Origin of the sequence: Duganella sp. HH101 (assembly GCF_001758795.1) — a bacterium.
Lineage (GTDB): Bacteria > Pseudomonadota > Gammaproteobacteria > Burkholderiales > Burkholderiaceae_D > Rugamonas > Rugamonas rivuli.
In genome coordinates this window covers 13,588-31,682 of record NZ_LRON01000014.1, presented here as the reverse complement: position 1 = coordinate 31,682, position 18,095 = coordinate 13,588, and the positions used below count along the sequence as shown (strand labels likewise).

Annotated in this window: 14 protein-coding genes; 7 read left to right on the top strand and 7 right to left on the bottom strand. The window is 66.7% G+C overall.

The genetic code is table 11. The features are described 5' to 3' along the window. Positions 1–427: 427 nt before the first annotated feature. Entirely contained in the window at positions 428–3,130 is a 2,703-nt protein-coding gene (locus tag DUGA2_RS21010; protein WP_070271436.1) for a TonB-dependent receptor domain-containing protein, read from the top strand. On the opposite strand, the gene DUGA2_RS21005 is transcribed toward DUGA2_RS21010, so the two are convergent. Next, positions 3,127–3,387 carry a hypothetical protein gene (locus DUGA2_RS21005; RefSeq protein ID WP_070271435.1) on the bottom strand — a complete coding sequence of 87 codons (261 nt, stop codon included), beginning with the start codon at positions 3,385–3,387 and terminating at the stop codon, positions 3,127–3,129. The two genes, DUGA2_RS21010 and DUGA2_RS21005, sit on opposite strands and share 4 nt — an antisense overlap. A gap of 77 nt (positions 3,388–3,464) precedes the next feature. On the opposite strand from DUGA2_RS21005, the gene DUGA2_RS21000 reads away from it, so the two are divergent. Continuing rightward, positions 3,465–4,289 carry a helix-turn-helix domain-containing protein gene (locus tag DUGA2_RS21000; RefSeq protein WP_070271434.1) on the top strand — a complete coding sequence of 275 codons (825 nt, stop codon included), beginning with the start codon at positions 3,465–3,467 and terminating at the stop codon, positions 4,287–4,289. A gap of 3 nt (positions 4,290–4,292) precedes the next feature. Here DUGA2_RS21000 and DUGA2_RS20995 read toward each other — a convergent pair whose 3' ends face one another. Continuing rightward, positions 4,293–5,513 (bottom strand): MFS transporter, encoded by a 1,221-nt coding sequence (locus DUGA2_RS20995; RefSeq protein WP_070271555.1) that lies wholly within the window; start codon positions 5,511–5,513, stop codon positions 4,293–4,295. Between the two features lie 104 nt (positions 5,514–5,617). On the opposite strand from DUGA2_RS20995, the gene DUGA2_RS20990 reads away from it, so the two are divergent. From DUGA2_RS20990 to DUGA2_RS20980, 3 genes are all read left to right on the top strand, one after another. Further along, on the top strand, positions 5,618–6,529 hold the full coding sequence (locus DUGA2_RS20990) for a LysR family transcriptional regulator (RefSeq protein ID WP_070271433.1): 912 nt from the start codon (positions 5,618–5,620) through the stop codon (positions 6,527–6,529). 58 nt (positions 6,530–6,587) lie between these two features. Continuing rightward, positions 6,588–8,099, top strand: coding sequence for a S41 family peptidase (locus DUGA2_RS20985; RefSeq protein WP_070271432.1), 1,512 nt, complete (start codon positions 6,588–6,590; stop codon positions 8,097–8,099). A gap of 94 nt (positions 8,100–8,193) precedes the next feature. Continuing rightward, on the top strand, positions 8,194–9,963 hold the full coding sequence (locus DUGA2_RS20980) for a M14 family metallopeptidase (protein WP_070271431.1): 1,770 nt from the start codon (positions 8,194–8,196) through the stop codon (positions 9,961–9,963). Here DUGA2_RS20980 and DUGA2_RS20975 read toward each other — a convergent pair. After that, positions 9,960–10,292: a hypothetical protein gene (locus DUGA2_RS20975; RefSeq protein ID WP_070271430.1), complete on the bottom strand. Its 333-nt coding sequence runs from the start codon at positions 10,290–10,292 to the stop codon at positions 9,960–9,962. The genes DUGA2_RS20980 and DUGA2_RS20975 overlap by 4 nt on opposite strands. A 194-nt stretch (positions 10,293–10,486) precedes the next feature. Between DUGA2_RS20975 and DUGA2_RS20970 the strand changes: the two genes are divergently transcribed. Together DUGA2_RS20970 and DUGA2_RS20965 are read left to right on the top strand one after the other, a co-directional pair. Beyond that, positions 10,487–11,353, top strand: a complete 867-nt coding sequence (locus DUGA2_RS20970; RefSeq protein WP_070271429.1) for an ABC transporter ATP-binding protein — start codon at positions 10,487–10,489, stop codon at positions 11,351–11,353. Between the two features lie 10 nt (positions 11,354–11,363). Further along, positions 11,364–14,972 carry a M1 family aminopeptidase gene (locus DUGA2_RS20965; protein WP_070271428.1) on the top strand — a complete coding sequence of 1,203 codons (3,609 nt, stop codon included), beginning with the start codon at positions 11,364–11,366 and terminating at the stop codon, positions 14,970–14,972. Here DUGA2_RS20965 and DUGA2_RS20960 read toward each other — a convergent pair. Genes DUGA2_RS20960 through DUGA2_RS20945 form a run of 4 tightly spaced genes read right to left on the bottom strand, consistent with a single transcriptional unit; the run spans position 14,959 to position 18,092 of the window. Then, positions 14,959–15,687: a LytTR family DNA-binding domain-containing protein gene (locus DUGA2_RS20960; RefSeq protein ID WP_070271427.1), complete on the bottom strand. Its 729-nt coding sequence runs from the start codon at positions 15,685–15,687 to the stop codon at positions 14,959–14,961. The genes DUGA2_RS20965 and DUGA2_RS20960 overlap by 14 nt on opposite strands. Then, positions 15,675–16,754: a sensor histidine kinase gene (locus DUGA2_RS20955; protein ID WP_070271426.1), complete on the bottom strand. Its 1,080-nt coding sequence runs from the start codon at positions 16,752–16,754 to the stop codon at positions 15,675–15,677. The genes DUGA2_RS20960 and DUGA2_RS20955 overlap by 13 nt, the downstream gene beginning before the upstream one ends. 10 nt (positions 16,755–16,764) lie before the next feature. Then, positions 16,765–17,697, bottom strand: a complete 933-nt coding sequence (gene ttcA, locus DUGA2_RS20950; RefSeq protein WP_070271425.1) for a tRNA 2-thiocytidine(32) synthetase TtcA — start codon at positions 17,695–17,697, stop codon at positions 16,765–16,767. Continuing rightward, positions 17,694–18,092: a dihydroneopterin aldolase gene (locus DUGA2_RS20945; RefSeq protein ID WP_070271424.1), complete on the bottom strand. Its 399-nt coding sequence runs from the start codon at positions 18,090–18,092 to the stop codon at positions 17,694–17,696. The genes ttcA and DUGA2_RS20945 overlap by 4 nt, the downstream gene beginning before the upstream one ends. Between the last annotated feature and the right edge of the window lie 3 nt (positions 18,093–18,095).

Sequence of the window (18,095 nt, the reverse complement as noted above, 5' to 3'; positions counted from 1 at the left end):
CTGGACCCGCTGGGTGTAGTGCCCGAACAATAAAAAAGCCAGCAGCGAAATAATGCAGGCTGCGGCAAAGACGGAATAAAACATAAAGGAAAATGGTTGGCGCAAAACGATATTCCCCAGCCACGCCTCTTTATTTGAACTTGCGACTTCCGGGCGAAATAATGGAAGGGGGTTTTCGTTTTTCATGAAGTATTAATCAATGTTGTTTTTTAATAATATTTCCCTCATGTCGAATAAGTCAACGCCGCCAGCCGTGTTTAAAATATAATATTATCGAATATCAATATTATATTTTCGTAAATAAAAAAATATACTGAAGTGAAATATTGCCTTATTCGTAAACCGCATAAAAAAACGCGGATAAATTCGTTCCCGCAGCATGGCGCGCTTGGTAAGGTTGCGTCCCTTCCTTACCCTGTACACCTCAATGAAAACAAAATTCGAATTGAAGCCGCTGGCGGCGGGAGCTATCGCCCTGCTGTGCGGCGCTGCCGGTTCATCCCTGGCGCAAGCACAGGAGGCGGCCGCAGTTACCGCTGCGCCGCCCGCCGTCGTCGTCACCGGTTCGCGCATTCCGCGCGCCAGCCTGGAAGGACCTTCGGCCGTCACCGTCATCACCGGCGAGGACATCACCAAGCAAGGCTACAAAAACGTGTTCGATGCGCTCAGCAACCTGACGCAGAACAGCGGCTTCACCCAGGGCGCCGACTTCGGCAACACCTTCACGCCATCGGCCAACACCATCAGCCTGCGCGGCCTCGGACCCAACCACACGCTGGTGCTGCTCAACGGCCGCCGCCTGGCGGACTTCCCGATCGCCTACGAAGGCACGGTCAACTTCACCAACCTGGCCAATATTCCATCGAGCGTGATCGACCGTGTCGAGATCCTCAGCGGCGGCGCCTCCGCGGTCTACGGCTCGGACGCGATCGCCGGCGTGGTCAACATCATCCTGAAGAAAAAGGCCAGCGGCCTGGACGTCAATCTGAAGGCCGGCGGCACCACGCGCGGCGGCGGCGGCGACCAGCGCCTGCAGCTGACCGGCGGTGAAAGCTTCGGCAAGCTCAACACGCTGTTCAGCGCTGAATTCCTGGAGCGCGATCCGCTGTGGAGCCGCGAGCGCGAATTCATGAGCGCCAAGGTGGGCGTGGCGCCGACGCCTCTGCTGTGGCGCAAGAACGTCGACACCGGCAAGTACATCGATCCGGGCGACACCTGCGCCAAGCTGGGCGATCTGTTCGGCGGCAGCACCGTCAAGTACACGGCCAAGGCGGGCAGCTATTGCGCCAGCCCGAAAGTGTCGCCGACCTACTGGACCACGCAGACCAAGAACAGCAGCCAGAACCTGTTCGGCAGCGCCAACTACGAGCTCTCGCCGTCCGTCACCCTGTTCGCCGAGGCGCTGTATGGCCAGAACCGCAGCGCCAACAACACGCGCGGTCCGTCGTGGACTTCGGTGTCGACCGCCGACACCTATTTCTGGAACCAGAACACCAAGACCAACGAGGCCTGGAACCGCTACATCTCGCCGGAGGAAATCGGCGGCGTGCAGCGCTACAACCGCAGCTGGGACGACCAGGCTTCTTCGCTCTCGTTCGGCGCCAAGGGCACGATCCCCGGCACCAGCTGGCAGTACGAGGCCGGCTACACGGCCTCGCTGTACAAGAGCGAGAGCCACACGCCGCGCGCGCTGTCCAACATCGACAGCTTCTTCCTCGGCCCCAAACTGGGCGTGGACGCGGACGGCGTGCCGATCTACGCGCCCGATCCGGCGCGCCTGAGCAAGCGCCTGACGCCGGCGGAATTCGACAGCATCACCGGCACCGCGGTCAGCAACGACAAATCGTGGACCAACACCGTCAGCGTCAGCGCCAACGGCGAAGCGTTCAACTTGCCGGCCGGCCCGGTCAAGCTGGCGACGGTGGCGGAGCTGGGCAAGCAGGGCTTCTCGAATACGCCGGACCCGCGCATCAACCAGGGCTACTTCAATACGGTGACGCCGTCCGACGTGACGGCCGGCACCCGCAAGCGCTATGCGCTGGGCGTGGAGGCGAACGTGCCGCTGCTGGAGAAACTCGATGCCACCGTGGCCACCCGCTACGACCGCTACAGCTTCGCCGGCCGCAGCGACGGCAAGCTGGCCTACAACGCCGGCCTGGAATGGCGCCCGGTCACGCAACTGCTGCTGCGCGCGAACCATGCGACCAGCTTCCGCGCGCCGGACATGAACTACATCTACAAGGCGCGCGGCACCGGCTACTACTCGTCGACCACCGACTACTACCGCTGCGCCAAGGCCGGCCAGCCGGTCGATACCTGCGAGTTCGCCAATATATCGCCGGGGTCGAACTACGTGCAGTCCGGCAGCAAGGACCTGCGCTCGGAAAAAGGCCGTTCGTCGGGCCTGGGCGCTGTGTGGTCGCCGAGCGCCAACTTCGATGTGTCGCTGGACTACTGGAACATCAAGATCGACGACCTGGTCACGAACCTGAGCGCCGACAAGCTGCTGCGCGACGAATCGAACTGCCGCATCGCCGGCGACCTGACCTCGCCGACCTGCGCCGACACCATCGCCCGCATCGTCCGCAATCCGTTGACGGCGTTGAACAAGCCGGGCGAGATCAAGGAAATCCTGGTCAACCCGATCAACGCCGCGTCGACCAGCGTCAGCGGGATCGACGTCAGCGCCAAGTACGTGCTGCGCACCCAGGCTTATGGCGTGTGGATTTCGAAGGTCAATTATTCGAAGACGCTGAGCGCCAAATCGCGCCAGTTCTCCGGCGACGACCTGCGGGACGACCGCGAAGACCTGGGCAACTCCGACTGGCGCGACAAGCTTAACGCCAGCCTGACGTGGAACCAGGGCGCCTGGTCGAACACACTGTTCCTGCAGCGCTACGGCAAGGTGCCCAACGGCGGCGGCACGGCTTTCCTGTCGCCGACCACGCTGGCCAACGCCAGCGTCGTGTATCGCCTGAACCCGCGCACCACGGTGTCGGTGGCGGTCAACAATCTGTTCAACAAGGTCAAGGCGGACACCAGCGGCGGCTGGCCGTACTACCCGGTCGGCAATTACAGCCCGACCGGCCGCCAGGGCTGGGTCGAGCTGAACTACCACTTCGGTTCTTAAACAGGCCGGTGCTGCGCGACCAGTGCGCGCAGCGCCGGATCGCTGATCTCGAATACCTCGAAGATGCCCAGTGCCGCCATCGCCGGCACCGCATCGATGATGTCGGCCCGCGCTTCGTCGCGGGCTTTTTCCGTGCTGTCCTGCGCCTGCAGGGTGCGGGCGTTGGCCAGGAAGGCGCCGACGGTGCCTTTGCGGACGGTGACGCCGTTGAATTCTCCGGTGTTGACGTGGTCCGGCAGTATGTCTTGTGCTCGCATGATGCAATCTCCTGTGGGTTGGTGAGGACTCCATCTTGACGGCTGCGCGCTGGCCTGGCTTGCGTGGAAATGCCATAATGTGTCGCATGCAAGCCAAACATTCCCCGGTCATCGATCCCGCCCGCGCCGATGCCGGCGACGGCCCGCTGCTGTTCGCCGCGCTGTCGTCCGGCGGCATGCGGACCACGGCAGCCCACAGCCACGCGCGCGGCCAGGCCATCGGCGCCTTGAGCGGCCTGTTGACCATCGCCACCGAGCGCGAGCGGCTGGTGGTGCCGCCCGGGTATGCGATCTGGATCCCGCCGCACCATCTGCACGGCCTCGATGCGCACGGGCCGGTGAGCGCGTGGAGCGTCTACCTTGCGCCTGCTGCTTGCGCGGCGCTGCCGGCGCAGCCGCAGGTGTTCCAGGTATCGGGCTTGCTGAGGGAGGCGGTGCTGCGCGCCGGCGCGTGGCCGGCGGCAGGCTTGATGGCCGCGCCGACCCCGGCGCAGGAGCGCATCGCGGCGGTGATCCTCGATGAGCTGTCCGCCGCGCCGCGCGAGCAGCTGGTGCTGACCATGCCCACCGACCGCCGCCTGCTGAGGATCGCGCAGGCGCTGGCCGCCGATCCGTCCGATCCGCGTTCGCTGAACGAATGGGCCGGGTGGGCCGCCGTCGCGCCGCGCACGCTGACGCGGCGTTTCGTGTCGGAGACCGGACTGTCCTTCTCCGACTGGCGCCAGCGCGCGCGCCTGATGCGCGCGGTGGAGTTGCTGGCCGCCGGCCACGCCGTCACCGGCGTCGCGCTGGAACTGGGCTACGACAGCCTGAGCGCCTTCATCGCCATGTTCCGCCGCGAGATGGGCGTGGCGCCCGGCGGATTCGCCGCCTCCCACGCGGCGGCGCTGGCGCTGGCGTAGAACCTACACCCCGGCCTTGAGCGCCGCGGCGTGGCCGGCATACTCGGTCAGCCAGTACAGCAGCGCCAGGGCGGGGAAGGCCATGCCGGTCAGCAGCGCGGCGTGCCAGCCGTGGGTGGCGTACATCCAGCCGCCCAGCGCCGAACCGAGCGCGCCGCCGGCGAAGAACAGCGCGAAGTACACGCCGTTCAAGCGGCTGCGCACCTCCGCGCCCAGCGTGAAGATGGCGCGCTGGCCCAGCACCAGGTTGGCCGCCACGCCCATGTCCAGCACGATCGAGGCGATCACCAGCATCGCCAGCGCCACGTTGCGCAGCCCGGCAAGCTGCGGCGCCACCATCGGCAGCGCGAAACCGATCACGCCCAGCGCCAGCGCGGCGGCGGTGGCCATCAGCGTGTGGCCGGCGTCGGCCAGGCGGCCGGCGATGGGCGAGGCCACCGCGCCGGCCATGCCGACCAGCGCGAAGACGGCGATGCCGGTCTGCGACAGGTGGAACTGCGGGCCGGCCAGCATCAGCGGGGTGACGGTCCAGAACAGGCTGAAGGCGCCGAACAGGCCGGCGTGGTAGGCGGCGCGGCGGCGCAGCAGCGGCGTGCGCAGGAACAGGTGCCACAGGGACGCCATCAGCGCCGGATAGGCGATCTTCGCGGCCGGCGCGCGCAGCGGCAGTTTGGCGCGCAGCACCAGCGCCACCGTCAGCACCACCACGGCGGCGCCGCCGAACACCACGTGCCAGTTGCTCCAGTCGGCGATCAGGCTGGCGGCGGGGCGGGCCAGCATGATCCCCAGCAGCAGGCCGCTGACCACCTTGCCCACCGTGTGGCCGCGCGTGGCTTCCTTCGACAGGTGGGCGGCGAACGGCACGATGATCTGCGCCGCCACCGAGCCCAGGCCGATGCCCAGCGCGGCGGTCAAAAACATCCACGCGCTGGTGCTGAACGCGGCCAGCACCAGCATGGCGGAAGTGAACAGCAGGCCGCCGACGATCAGGCGGCGGTTTTCCAGCAGGTCGCCCAGCGGCACCACGAACAGCAGGCCGAGGGTGTAGCCGATCTGCGTCAGCGTGACGATCAGGCCGGCCGCCTGCGGCGACAGCCCGGTGGCGGCGCTGATCGGGCCGACCAGGGTTTGCGCGTAATACAGGTTGGCGACGATCAGGCCGGTCGCGGCGGCCAGCAGCAGCACCATGCCGGGGCTGATGTCGTCTTGTGCGGTATTGCTCATGATGGATTCCATGGAAGAGTGGGAATGCGCAGATTCTAGGCAAAAACCGGGCAAAGATAATCAGGGCATAATGCTTCCATACTTTTCACTTTATATGAACAATCATGGACAGACTCAAGGCCATGCAGACCTTTGTGCGCATCGTCGAGGCCAACAGCTATACGCGGGCCGCCGAAACGCTGAACCTGCCGCGCGCCGCGCTGACGGCGACCATCAAGAAACTGGAAGCCTTCCTCGGCACCCAGCTGCTGCAGCGGACCACGCGCCGCCTGTCGCTCACGCCGGACGGCGCCGACTACTTCCAGAAGTGCCTGGAGATCCTGCAGGCGGTGGAGGATGCGGAAGGCGCTTTCCGCGGCCAGGGGCGCAGCAAGCCGCAGGGCAAGCTGCGGGTGGAGTTGCCGGGCGCCGTAGGCCGCCACGTGGTGATGCCGCACCTTCCCGCCTTCTGCCGCGAGTATCCGGAGCTCGACCTGTTCGTCAGCCTGAACGAGCGGGTGGCGGACCTGACGCGGGAAGGCCTGGATTGTTCGCTGCGCGTGGGCGAGCTGCAGGATTCGGCCATGATAGGCCGGCGCATCGGCAACATGGGCTTCCTGACCTGCGCCGCGCCGTCCTACCTGGCCGCGCACGGCGTGCCGCAGGCGCCGCGCGACTTGCGCGGGCATCGCGGCGTGACGCATTTCTCCGGCCGCACCGGCCGCCCCTTCGATTGGGAGTACGTGGTCGACGGCCGCGTGGTGACGGTGGATGTGCCGGGCGCGATCGCCGTCACCGATCCGGACGCCTACATCATCTGCGCGCTGCATGGCATGGGCGTGATCCAGGCGGCGCGTTACCAGGTGCGCCAGCACTTGGCCAGCGGGGCGCTGGTCGAGGTGCTGGCCGCGACGCCGCCGACGCCGATGCCGATCTCGCTGCTGTATCCGCAGGGCCGCATGGCGTCGCCGCGGCTGCGGGTGTTCGCCGACTGGATCGCCGGCGTGTTCCAGGCCGACCCCGACCTGCAAACCTAAATTGTAAGAAAGATTGCTCAATAGACAGCGCTGCCCTATTGCGCACTATAATTTTGCGATGAAAATTCTTCCCATCGTCCTGGCCGCCTCATTGGCGCTGCCCCTGTTGAGCGGCTGCGGCGGCGATACGCACCCTGCGGCGGCCGTGCCGCCCCAGCCTGTCGATCCCGTCACCCCGCCCGAGCCGCCGCCCATCCTCCCTCCCGACTACAGCGGCGATTGGTTCGTGCTGGCCTCGCATTGCGAGAAGCCGCGCCCCAATGCCTGGACCGAGGTGCAGGGCACGCTGACCGACGAGAAAAAATGGCTGCGCTCCTTCCTCGACGGCACCTACCTCTGGTACAAGGAGATCCCTTCCAGCCTCAAGATGGAAGACTACCCGCGCGTGGTGGACTACTTCGCCGCCCTGAAAACGCCGCTGGTCACGGCCTCGGGCCGCCCCAAGGACCGCTTCCACTTCACCTATCCGACCGACGTGTGGCTGGACCTGTCGAGGAGCGGCGTTGAGCTGGGCTACGGCCAGACCTGGGTGCGCAACGCCGATCCGGCCGCGCCGCGCACCTGGGCGCTGACCATGGTGGCGCCGGATTCGCCGGCCGGGCTGGCCGGCCTGCAGCGCGGTGACAGCCTGGTCTCGGTCGACGGCGTCGCCATCGGCGACACCAGCACCGAGGGCAAGGCCAAGATCAACGCCGGCCTGTTTCCGGCCAAGGCCGGCGAAACCCACCAGCTGGTGCTGGACCGCGCCGGCACGCTGATCGCGGCCGCGCTGACGTCGCAGCAGGTGGCCAAGCCGCCGGTGCAAAACGTCAAGGTGCTCGACACCGACAGCGGCAAGGTCGGCTACCTGCAGTTCAACGAACACAATGCGGTGGCCGAGAGCCAGCTGGTGAAGGCTTTCACCACATTCAAGAGCGCCGGCGTCGCCGACCTGGTGCTGGACATGCGCTACAACGGCGGCGGCCTGCTGAACGTCGCCAGCGAGCTGGCCTACATGATCGCCGGCCCGGGCCAGACCGCCGGCAAGGTGTTCGAGCAACTGCGCCCGAACGACAAGACCAAGAAGGATCCGCCGCAGGACTTCCTGGCCACGGCCATCGGCTACAAGGCGCCGGAGCCGGTGACGCCGGGAGCGCCGCTGCCCTACCTGGGCCTCAAGCGCGTGACCATCCTGACCACGCCCGGCACCTGCTCGGCCAGCGAGTCCGTCATCAACAGCCTGCGCGGGATCGATGTCGAGGTCACGCTGATCGGCGGCGAGACTTGCGGCAAGCCGTATGCCTTTATGCCCGCCAGTAACTGCGGCACCACCTATTTCGCGATTCAGTACCAGGGCGTGAACCAGAAGGGCTACGGCGACTACGCCGACGGCTTCGCGCCGACCTGCCAGGTGAGCGACGACCTGACGCGCGCCCAAGGCGATACGGCCGAAGGCATGCTCGCCACGGCGCTGAGCTACCGCGCCAACGGCGCCTGCCCGGTGACGGCGGCGCTGCGCAGCCACGCGCGGGCCGGCGCCATGCAGCTGGTGCGGCCGGAAGTGAAGGAAATTTCGATCCGCGAACGCTGACGCGCCAAGCCGACTATAATTTCCCGCGTATCCGATGCCCGGCGGGTAGCTCCCGCCGGGCATCGGCCATTCAACCCTTGCTGGAAGCCTGTCCATGATACGTTCCGCCATTCTGCTTGCCTTTGCCGCCACCTCTTCCCTGGCCGCCGCCGCGCCGGTCGCCGCTCCCCTCAGCACGGTCGCCGAACGCTCCGGCTTCCAGAACACCGGCCGCTACGACGAAGTCGTCGACCTGTGCGGGCGCTTCCAGAAGGCCTATCCGAAACAGGTGCGCTGCTTCGAGTTCGGCCGCACGCCGGAAGGCCGGCCGATGCTGGCGCTGGCCGCCACCCGCACCGGCGCGCTGACCGCCGAGCAGGCGAAGAAGCGCGGCGTGCCGGTGCTGCTGGTGCAGGGCGGCATCCACGCCGGCGAGATCGACGGCAAGGACGCCGGCTTCCTGGCGCTGCGCGAGGCGCTGGAGAACAAGGCCGCGCCGGGCGCGCTGGACAAGCAGGTGCTGTTGTTCGTCCCGGTGTTCAACGTCGACGGCCATGAGCGCTTCGGCAAATGGAACCGCCCGAACCAGCGCGGCCCGGTGGAAATGGGCTGGCGCACCACGGCGCAGAACTACAACCTCAATCGCGACTACGTCAAAGCCGACGCGCCGGAAATGCAGGCCATGCTGGCGCTGGTGAACGCCTGGGATCCGCTGGCCTACGTCGACCTGCACGTGACCGACGGCGCCAAGTTCCAGCCGGACGTGTCGATCCAGGTCGAGCCGGTGCACGGCGGCGACGAGCAGCTGAAGCAGGCCGGCCTGGCGCTGCAATCCTCGGTGATCGCCGACCTCAAAGCGCAGGGTTCCGATCCGAAGCCGTACTACATCTCGTTCGCGGCGGACGACGATCCGGCCTCCGGCTTCGTCGACAGCATGTCGACGGCGCGCTTCTCGACCGGCTACTTCCCGATGCGTAACCGCTTCGCGATGCTGGTCGAAACCCACTCGTGGAAGGACTACCCGACCCGCGTGCGCATCACCCGCAACACCATCGTCTCGCTGCTGTCGCAGGTCGCCGCGCACGGCAAGCAATGGCAGAAGATGACGCAGGACGCCGACGTGCGCGCCGCCGCCATGGCCGGCGCCGATTTCCCGATCAGCTACCGCACCACCTTCAACGCCAAGACCATCGAGTTCCCAGGCTACGAATACACGCGCAGCCACTCGGAGGTGTCGGGCGGCCTGATGACGCACTACGACGAAACCAAGCCGCAGATGTGGAGCGTGCCGCTGCGCGACGAAGTGGTGCCGGACCTGAAGATCGCCGCGCCCAAGGGCGGCTACCTGGTGCCGCTGGCCGATGCGGCCCGCATCGGCGCCAAGCTGAAACAGCACGGCATCGTCTTCAAGGTGGTGGCGTCGGACCAGATGTCGGCCGAGGTGGAGAGCTTCCGCGCGGCCAAGGTCAAATTCGGCGCGCAGTCGTTTGAAGGCCATCAGTCGCTGGCGGTGGAGGGCGACTGGGGCCGCGAGCGCCGCAGCGTGGCGAAAGGTTCGCTGTTCGTGCCGATCGCCCAGCCCAAGGCGCGCCTGGTGATGACGATGCTGGAGCCGCGCGGCGCCGACTCGCTGCTGGCCTGGGGAGAATTCAACAACGCCTTCGAGCGCAAGGAGTACATGGAGGAGTATGTGGCCGAGGACGTGGCGCGTGAGCAGCTGGAAGCCGATCCCGCACTGCGCGCCGAGTTCCAGAAAAAACTGGACAGCGACGCGGAGTTCAACACGAGCCCGGCCAAGCGCCTGGAGTTCTTCGCCCGCCGCCACGCCTCGTGGGACGAGCGCTACAACCTCTATCCGGTGCTGCGCACGGCGCAGAAGTACTAGACCGCGATATTGACGCCGCCGCCCGATTGCCGGGCGGTGGCTTCTTCCATCTTCTGCTTCATGATCTGGTTCACCTTGGCCATGATCGCGGCCTGCTCCTGCGGCGACTTGGCCGCCAGCGACTGCGGCGTCTCGCCCAGGCTTTTCAGGATCATTTCCATCATCCGCTCCGCCGGCGATTTCTTCATATAGCTGTCCAGCTCCTGCGCGGCGGTCGGCTGCCTGGCCGCCTCCAGCGCGGCCTTGAAGTCGGCGCCGCCGTCGGTTTTCTTGCGCTGGCCGCTGGCCGCCACGCTGGCGTCGGCGAGTGCCTTGGTATCGATTTTCATGGCTGTATTCCCCTGTTGGTGGTTATTTGCGCAATATAGCGTAAATTGCATGAGCGGAGGGCGGAAGAATGCCGGCGCCGCCCGTCACGGTTTTCGACCGTTCGGCCAGCACCTTGCGCCGTTCGTGTGCCGGCGATGGCGATGAGTGGAGGGCGGCGCTACGCTGGCTCCTCCTCTCACCGGAGTCCGAGCCCATGCTATCGCTGAAACAGCTGAACAAAACCTACGACAACGGCGTCCACGCCATCGACCATATCAGCCTGGAGATCCCCGCCGGCCTGTTTGGGCTGCTGGGGCCCAACGGCGCCGGCAAGTCCTCGCTGATGCGCACCATCGCCACCTTGCAGGATGCCGACAGCGGCACCATCCACTTCAACGGCGTCGACGTCGTCGCCGACAAGGCCGCGCTGCGCCGCCAGCTCGGCTACCTGCCGCAGGACTTCGGCGTCTATCCCAAGGTCAGCGCGCTGGAGCTGCTGAACCACTTCGCCGTACTGAAAGGCCTGACCCATCGCGGCGAGCGCAAGGAGGCGGTGGAAGCGCTGCTGCAGCTGACCAATCTGTGGGAAGCGCGCAAGCGCGCCGTGGCCAGCTACTCGGGCGGCATGCGGCAGCGCTTCGGCATCGCGCAGGCCTTGCTGGGGGCGCCCAAGCTGGTGATCGTCGACGAGCCGACCGCCGGCCTCGATCCCGATGAGCGCAACCGCTTCCTCAACCTGCTGGCGCGCATCGGCGAGAACGTGGTGGTGATCCTGTCGACCCATATCGTGGAGGACGTGACCGACCTGTGCCCGCGCATGGCGATGATCGCCAAGGGCAGGGTGCTGATCGAGGGCGCGCCGCAGGCCGCCATCGCCACGCTGCGGGACCGGGTCTGGCGCCGCAGCGTCAGCGACGGCGAGCTGGCCGAATACCAGCAGCGCTGCACCGTGCTGTCGAGCCGCCTGGTGGGCGGCCGGCCGCAGATCAACGTGTACGCCGACAGCCAGCCGGACGAAGGCTTCCGCCGCGTCGAGCCGGACCTGGAAGACGTCTACTTCCTGCAACTGCGGGCCGCCTGAGGAGAACGCGATGTGGCAGGAATTTTTCCGTTTCGATCTGCGCTACCAGCTGCGCCAGCCGCTGCTGTGGGTACTGACCTTGCCGCTGATGGCGGCGGCCTTCCTGACCGCCGGCAGCAGCAGCTTCCGGCTGGGCGGCGGCATCGGCAACGTCCATCTGAACGCGCCGGTGGTGGTGGCCAACCAGCTGGGCGTGTTGAGCATGATCGCCATGTTCCTGGTGGCGGTGTTCATCGCCGGCGCCGTGCTGCGCGACAGCGACGCAGGCATCGCCGACCTGCTGTACGCGACGCCGATGCGCAAGCGCGACTACCTCGGCGGCCGTTTCATGGCGGGCTACGCGGCCTGCCTGCTGGTGTTCGTGCTGGTGGTGCTGGCGATGGTGCTGGGCTCCGCCACCTCCGGCGCCGATCCCGAGCGGCTGGGGCCTGTGTCGGCCGCACCCTACCTGTGGAGCTTCGCGTTCTTCATCGTGCCCAACCTGCTGTTCGTGGCGGCGCTGCTGATGCTGCTGGCGGTCGCAGCGCGGTCGATGCTGACGGTGTACGTCGGCGTGCTGGGATTTTTCGTGCTGTGGGCGATGGCGGGCCTGCTGGCCAGCCGGCCTGCGGGCGCCGCCGTGGCGGCGCTGCTCGATCCCTTCGGCGTGCGGGCGCTGTCGCAGGCAACGCGCTACTACAGCGGCGCCGAGATGAATACCAGGCTGCCCGCCATGAGCGGCCTGCTGCTGATTAACCGCCTGCTATGGTCGGCGCTTGCCCTGGCCCTGTTGGCGGCCACTATCCGGCTGTTCAAGCCGCAGCGCGCCGGTACTGCCGCGCGCTGGAATGGAAGGTTCGCGCGCATGGTCCGCCGGCTTGCGCCGCAGGCCCCGGCGGCATCCGCTGTAACGGCGCCGCGCGCGCAGTGGCGTCCCGTGGCGCCGCGCTTCGGCGCAGCCGCCGCGTGGCGGCAGTTCTGGGCGCTGCTGCGGCTCGACGCCGCCGGCGTGCTGAGAAGCGTGCCCTTCCTGGTGATGCTGTTGCTGGCGCTGGCCAACTTCATCGTCAACGTCAGCGTCGGCGGCATGCGCTTCGACAGCGTGCCGTATCCGCTCACGCGCCTGATGCTCGATGAGCTGAGCGATGGCCTCAATTTCGTGCTGTCCATCGTCCTGCTGTTCTACAGCGGAGAGCTGGTCTTCAAGGACCGCCAGGCCGGGATCGCCGACTTGAGCGAGGCGCTGCCGGTGCCCGGATGGCTGCCGCTGCTGTCCAAATGCGGTGCGCTGGTCGCCGTGATCGCCGTGTTCCTGGGCGCCGGCGTGCTGGCCGCCATCGCCATGCAGGTGATCAAGGGCGGCGCGCCATTGGAACCGCTGCTGTACCTGCAAGGGACGCTGCTCAACGCCGGCTACTTCGTGCTGCTGGCGATGGCCTTGCTGGCAATACAGGTGCTGGTCAATCACAAGTTCATCGGCTATGCCTTGTCCATCCTGCTGGTCTGGCTCGACCCGCTGCTGGGCGCACTGGGACTGGAGCACCGCCTGTATCGCTACGCCGCGCTGCCGCAGCTGGCGTACTCCGACTTGAACGGCTACGGCGGCTTTGTCGCGGGGTGGCTCTGGTTCGCGCTGTATTGGGCGCTGTTCGCGGCGGCGCTGCTGATCGTGGCGCAGGCCTTGCAGCAGCCCGCCCGCGCCGCCGGCTGGCGCCTGCGCTGGTCGCGCGCAGCGGGCCGTCTGCGTGGCGCGGGCGGCTGGGCGCTGGCCGCCAGCCTGGCCGGCTTCGCCGTCACCGGAGGCTGGATCTACTACAACACCAATGTGCTGAACCGCTACCAGTCCAGCGCCGAGCTGCTCGACGAACGCGCCACCTACGAAAAGCTGTATCGCCAGTATCAGGAACAACCGCAGCCCGGCATCACGGCGATCAAGGCCGATGTCGCCATCTATCCGACGCAGCGCAGGCTGGCGATACGCGGCAGCTACCGCCTGACGAATCGCGGTACGACGCCGATAGCCACGCTGCGCGTGCAGACCGACACCGCCGCCAGCACCAGCTTCCCGCATTTGCCGCCGTACAGCGCGATCGTCGACGATCAACGCTTCGGCGTGAAGGCGATCAAGCTGAAGACGGCGCTGGCGCCTGGCGCGGTGCTGGATCTCGATTTTGTCGTCGATGTACGCCACGACGGCTTCACCAACAGCGGCAAGCCCGATGGCCTGAACCTGAACGGCACTTACTTCACCATCGAGAACTACTTCCCGCGCCTGGGGTACAACCCGTCGCTGGAAATCGAAGACCGCGGCGAACGGCGCCGGCGCGGCCTGGGCGAACCGCACGGCATGCCCGACCTGGACGACCTGCGCGCCCGCAACAGCAACTACTGGAAGCAATGGGGCATCGACGCCGACTTTGTCGACTTCGACACCACCGTGTCCACCAGCGTCGACCAGACGGCCATCGCGCCGGGCACGCTGCAGCGCAGCTGGGAACGGGAGGGCCGCCGCTATTTCCACTACCGCATGGAGCGTCCGGTGCTGCCGTTTTTCTCCTTCCAGTCCGGCCGCTGGCAGGTGCGCAACGCGCAGGCGGACGGCGTGGCGATCGAGGTGGACTACGACGCCCGGCACGCCTGGAACATCGACAGCATGACCGCCGGTGCGCGCCAGGCCTTGCAGTACTACGCGGCGCAGTTCGGCCCCTATCCGGACCGGCAGCTGCGCATCGTCGAGTTCCCTCTGTACCAGCAGTACGCGCGCAGCTTCCCCGGGCTGATACCGTTCTCGGAATCGCTGGGCTTCGTCAGCGACCTGCGCGATCCGGAAGGCGTGGACCATGTGTTCTACGTCACCGCGCATGAAGTAGCGCACCAGTGGTGGGGCGACCAGGTGATCGCCGCCAACGTGCAGGGCAGCGGCCTGCTGACCGAATCGCTGGCCGAGTACTCGGCGCTGATGGTGGTGGAGCGGCAGTTCGGCGCGGACAAGGTGCGCCACATCCTGCGCTTCGACCTGGATGCCTACCTGAGCGGCCGTGGCAAGGAGCTGGGCGAGGAACGGCCGCTGTACCGCAGCGAGAACCAGGCTTACATCGAGTACCGCAAGGGCAGCCTGGTGTTCTACCGGCTGCGCGACGAAATCGGCGAGACGGCGCTGAACCGCGCGCTGAAGGCCTTTCTGGACCGGCACCGCTACCGCAGCACGCCGTATGCGACCAGCCGCGATCTGCTGGCCTTCATCCGCGCCGAAACGCCGGCCGGCAAGCAGCAGCTGATCACCGATCTGTTCGAGCGCATCATCCTGTACGACAACCGCATGGTGGCGGCCGATGCGCGCCGCCGCGCGGACGGCCGCTGGGATGTGACGCTGAAGCTGCGCTTGGCGAAACTGGAAGCGGACGGCAAGGGCCGCGAGACGCAGCGCGCCTATGACGAACCGGTGGAGGTGGCGGTTTACGCCGGCGGTTCAACGCGGCGCGAGCTGTATCGCGGCAAGCATCAGCTGCGCGCGGGCGACGCCACGGTGACGGTGACGGTCGACCAGTTGCCGGCCGAAGCGGCGCTCGATCCCCGCCAGCTGCTGATCGACCGCAATGTGGCCGACAACCGCAGGCCGGTGCAGCTCACAGCCGATTGAATTGTTTGAACAGGATGGCGCGGCGGCGCGACATGGCGACCCTCAGGTCGCCCTGCAGCGTCAGCGCCATGCCGCCGGCCGGCGCCGGCGCGATGCCGGTGACGCGGGCGAGGTTGACGATCTGGCTGCGGCTGATGCGCATGAATTTTGCGGCATCGAGCCGCGCCTCCATTTGCGACAATGAACGCAGCAGCAAGGGGCGGTGGTGGTCGAAATACACGCGGGTGTAATTGCCCTCGGACTCGAACAGCACGATGTCGTCCAGCGCGACGAACCAGCAGCGCTCTCCATCCTTGATGAATACCTTGCCGTCCGGCGGCGCGCTTGCGGCTGCGGTGACGGCGGGCGCCGATGCCGATGCCGATGCCGGAGCGGGCAAGCGCTTTTGCAGCGCCTGCGCCAGCCGTGGCGGATCGACGGGCTTGAGCAGGTAGTCGAGCGCGCTGACGTCGAAGGCGCGAATGGCGTAGCGGTCGTAGGCGGTGGTGAAGATGACGGCGGGCGGCTGCTCCAGCGCCGTCAGCAAATCGAAGCCGCTACCATCGGGCATTTGCACGTCGAGGAAAATCAGCTCCGGCGACAGGCGCGCGATCTGCTGCAGGCCTTCCTGCACGCCGGCGGCCTCGCCGACGATCTCCACCTGCGGATGTTCCAGCAGCAGGCGCCGCAATTCGTCGCGGGCCAGCCGTTCGTCGTCGATGATCAGTGCGCGCATGCGCTCTCCTTGGGCAGTGTCACGGTGGCGACGACCCAGCCGTCTTCCTCGGCCAGCCGGCAGCCGGCGCCCGGGCCGAACAACAGCACCAGCCGTTTGGCGGCATTGGCCAGGCCCAGTCGCGTGGACGTGCTGTCCGCCGCCAGCCGTCCCTGGTTGGCGACGCGCAGCAGCACCGCGCCGCTGCCGGCCTCGCGCTGCGCGGCGATGCGCACCTGGCAGGGGGCGACGCTGCGCTCCACGCCGTGCTTGATGGCGTTCTCCACCAGCGTTTGCAGCAGCATCGGCGGCAGCATCACGCCTTCCAGGCCGGGGGCGATTTCCTGCACCAATTGCAGGCGTTCTTCAAAGCGCAGCTTCTCCATGCCCAGGTAGGCTTGCAGCGCCGCCAGTTCCTCGTCGAGCCGCATGGTGTCCGCCATGCCGGCCTGCAGATTGTGCCGCATCATGCCCGACAACTGGCCCATCGCGCGCGCGGCGGCCGGCACATCCTGGAACATCAGCGCGCGGATGCTGTTCATGCTGTTGAAGAAAAAATGGGGATTGACCTGCGCCTGCAGGGCGCGCAGTTCGGCGTCCTTGACGTGGATTTCCAGTTGCAGCTTTTCGATTTCCAGCTGCGTGGCGCGGCGCCGCGACAGCGCCAGCGTGTAGAGCAGGGTCCACAGCGCGAACAGCGCGAACCACAGCACGGCGAGGATGGCCAGCGTGGCCGCCAGCTCGTCGTTGTCCTTGAGGATGGCGCCATTGCGGAACAGGAGCTCGGCCAGCACCACCGACGCGGTCTGCACCACGCCGAGCGCTGCCAGGCCGGCGGCGATGCGCGCCAGCGGCAGCCCGCGCGGGCGTTCCAGCCAGCGGGAGCGGCGCAGCCAGGCGCGCCAGCCGTGCGACAGCGCGAGCCCGGTCAGCGCGCAGAAGATCTTGGCGACCGAGAACCACAGCACGTAGACCGTAAAACCCTTGCCCCACGAGGAGTAGACGCCCAGCGCCGCCAGCGCGCCCCAGCCCGCGCATTGCGCAAGCCAGTAGTCGCGGCGGCTGCCGGTCAGGGTGTCGGGCTGCATGCGGTGGCGGTCAGCCCTGTTGCAGCGGGATGATGCCTGGCACGGTGGCCGGCGTCGAGCATGGCTCTTCGTCGAAGGCGATGTCGCCCAGCGGGTTGGCCTGGCCGTCGGCCTTGATATCCTTGAAGCCGAACAGGTCGCGGTCCATCAGGTGCGACGGCACCACGGTCGACAGCGACGAGAAGATGTTCTCCACGCGGCCGGGGAATTTCTTTTCCCAGTCGCGCATCAGGCCCTTGATCTGCTTGCGCTGCAGGTTCTCCTGCGAGCCGCACAGGTCGCACGGGATGATGGGGAAGCCTTTGACCTCGGCATAGCGCTCGGTGTCTTCTTCCTTCACGTAGGCCATCGGGCGTATCACCATGTGCTTGCCGTCGTCGGACACCAGCTTGGCCGGCATGCCCTTGAGCTTCCCGCCGAAGAACATATTCAGGAAGAAGGTCTCCAGGATGTCGTCGCGGTGGTGGCCCAGCGCGATCTTGTTGCAGCCCAGTTCATCGGCCACGCGGTACAGGATGCCGCGGCGCAGGCGCGAGCACAGCGAGCAGGTGGTCTTGCCTTCCGGGATCAGGCGCTTGACGATGCTGTAGGTGTCCTGGTTCTCGATGTGGAAGGGGATGCCCAGCTGCTTCAGGTAGGCCGGCAGGATGTGGTCGGGGAAGTTGGGCTGCTTCTGGTCCAGGTTGACGGCGACGATCTCGAAGTTGATCGGTGCGCGTTCGCGCAGCGTCATCAGGATGTCGAGCAGCGCGTAGCTGTCCTTGCCGCCGGATAGGCAGACCATGACCTTGTCGCCGTCTTCGATCATGTTGAAATCGCCGATGGCCTGGCCGACCAGGCGGCACAGGCGCTTGTGCAGCTTGTTGTTCTCCAGCGCGATCTTCTCGGCGGACTTGGCGGAGGCGGCCGGGGCGGCCGCTACGTTGTCGAGTACTGCGTTCATACGGTTTCCTTGATCTTGAATACTTCCACGCCCACGCCTTCGCAGTCCGGATAGACGTCCGGCTTCATGGTCGATACGCGGGCCGCGCGCACGCGCGGGTGCGCCAGCATGGCGCTGACGATGTCGTCGCACAGGCTTTCCTGCAGCTGGACGTGGCCGCGCGCCATCAGCTTGGCGATGGAGTCGCGCATGAAGTCGTAGTCCACCACTTCCTCCAGCTGGTCGTGGACCGGCGTGGAGACGGCCAGCGGGATGTACAGGTCGACGTTGATCAGCAAGCGCTGCTCGCCCTTCTTCTCGAACTCGTAGACGCCGATGTTGATCAACACTTCGTAGTTGCGCAGGAACAGGCGACGGCAGTCGTTCAGTTGCGGGTGTATCAGGGCGGACAGCATAGT

Bases quoted from the DNA above. Each gene is read 5' to 3' on its own strand.
- DUGA2_RS21010 (WP_070271436.1), top strand. From the start codon at position 428: ATGAAAACAAAATTCGAATTGAAGCCGCTGGCGGCGGGAGCTATCGCC.
- DUGA2_RS21005 (WP_070271435.1), bottom strand. From the start codon at position 3,387: ATGCGAGCACAAGACATACTGCCGGACCACGTCAACACCGGAGAATTC.
- DUGA2_RS21000 (WP_070271434.1), top strand. From the start codon at position 3,465: ATGTGTCGCATGCAAGCCAAACATTCCCCGGTCATCGATCCCGCCCGC.
- DUGA2_RS20995 (WP_070271555.1), bottom strand. From the start codon at position 5,513: ATGAGCAATACCGCACAAGACGACATCAGCCCCGGCATGGTGCTGCTG.
- DUGA2_RS20990 (WP_070271433.1), top strand. From the start codon at position 5,618: ATGGACAGACTCAAGGCCATGCAGACCTTTGTGCGCATCGTCGAGGCC.
- DUGA2_RS20985 (WP_070271432.1), top strand. From the start codon at position 6,588: ATGAAAATTCTTCCCATCGTCCTGGCCGCCTCATTGGCGCTGCCCCTG.
- DUGA2_RS20980 (WP_070271431.1), top strand. From the start codon at position 8,194: ATGATACGTTCCGCCATTCTGCTTGCCTTTGCCGCCACCTCTTCCCTG.
- DUGA2_RS20975 (WP_070271430.1), bottom strand. From the start codon at position 10,292: ATGAAAATCGATACCAAGGCACTCGCCGACGCCAGCGTGGCGGCCAGC.
- DUGA2_RS20970 (WP_070271429.1), top strand. From the start codon at position 10,487: ATGCTATCGCTGAAACAGCTGAACAAAACCTACGACAACGGCGTCCAC.
- DUGA2_RS20965 (WP_070271428.1), top strand. From the start codon at position 11,364: ATGTGGCAGGAATTTTTCCGTTTCGATCTGCGCTACCAGCTGCGCCAG.
- DUGA2_RS20960 (WP_070271427.1), bottom strand. From the start codon at position 15,687: ATGCGCGCACTGATCATCGACGACGAACGGCTGGCCCGCGACGAATTG.
- DUGA2_RS20955 (WP_070271426.1), bottom strand. From the start codon at position 16,754: ATGCAGCCCGACACCCTGACCGGCAGCCGCCGCGACTACTGGCTTGCG.
- ttcA (WP_070271425.1), bottom strand. From the start codon at position 17,697: ATGAACGCAGTACTCGACAACGTAGCGGCCGCCCCGGCCGCCTCCGCC.
- DUGA2_RS20945 (WP_070271424.1), bottom strand. From the start codon at position 18,092: ATGCTGTCCGCCCTGATACACCCGCAACTGAACGACTGCCGTCGCCTG.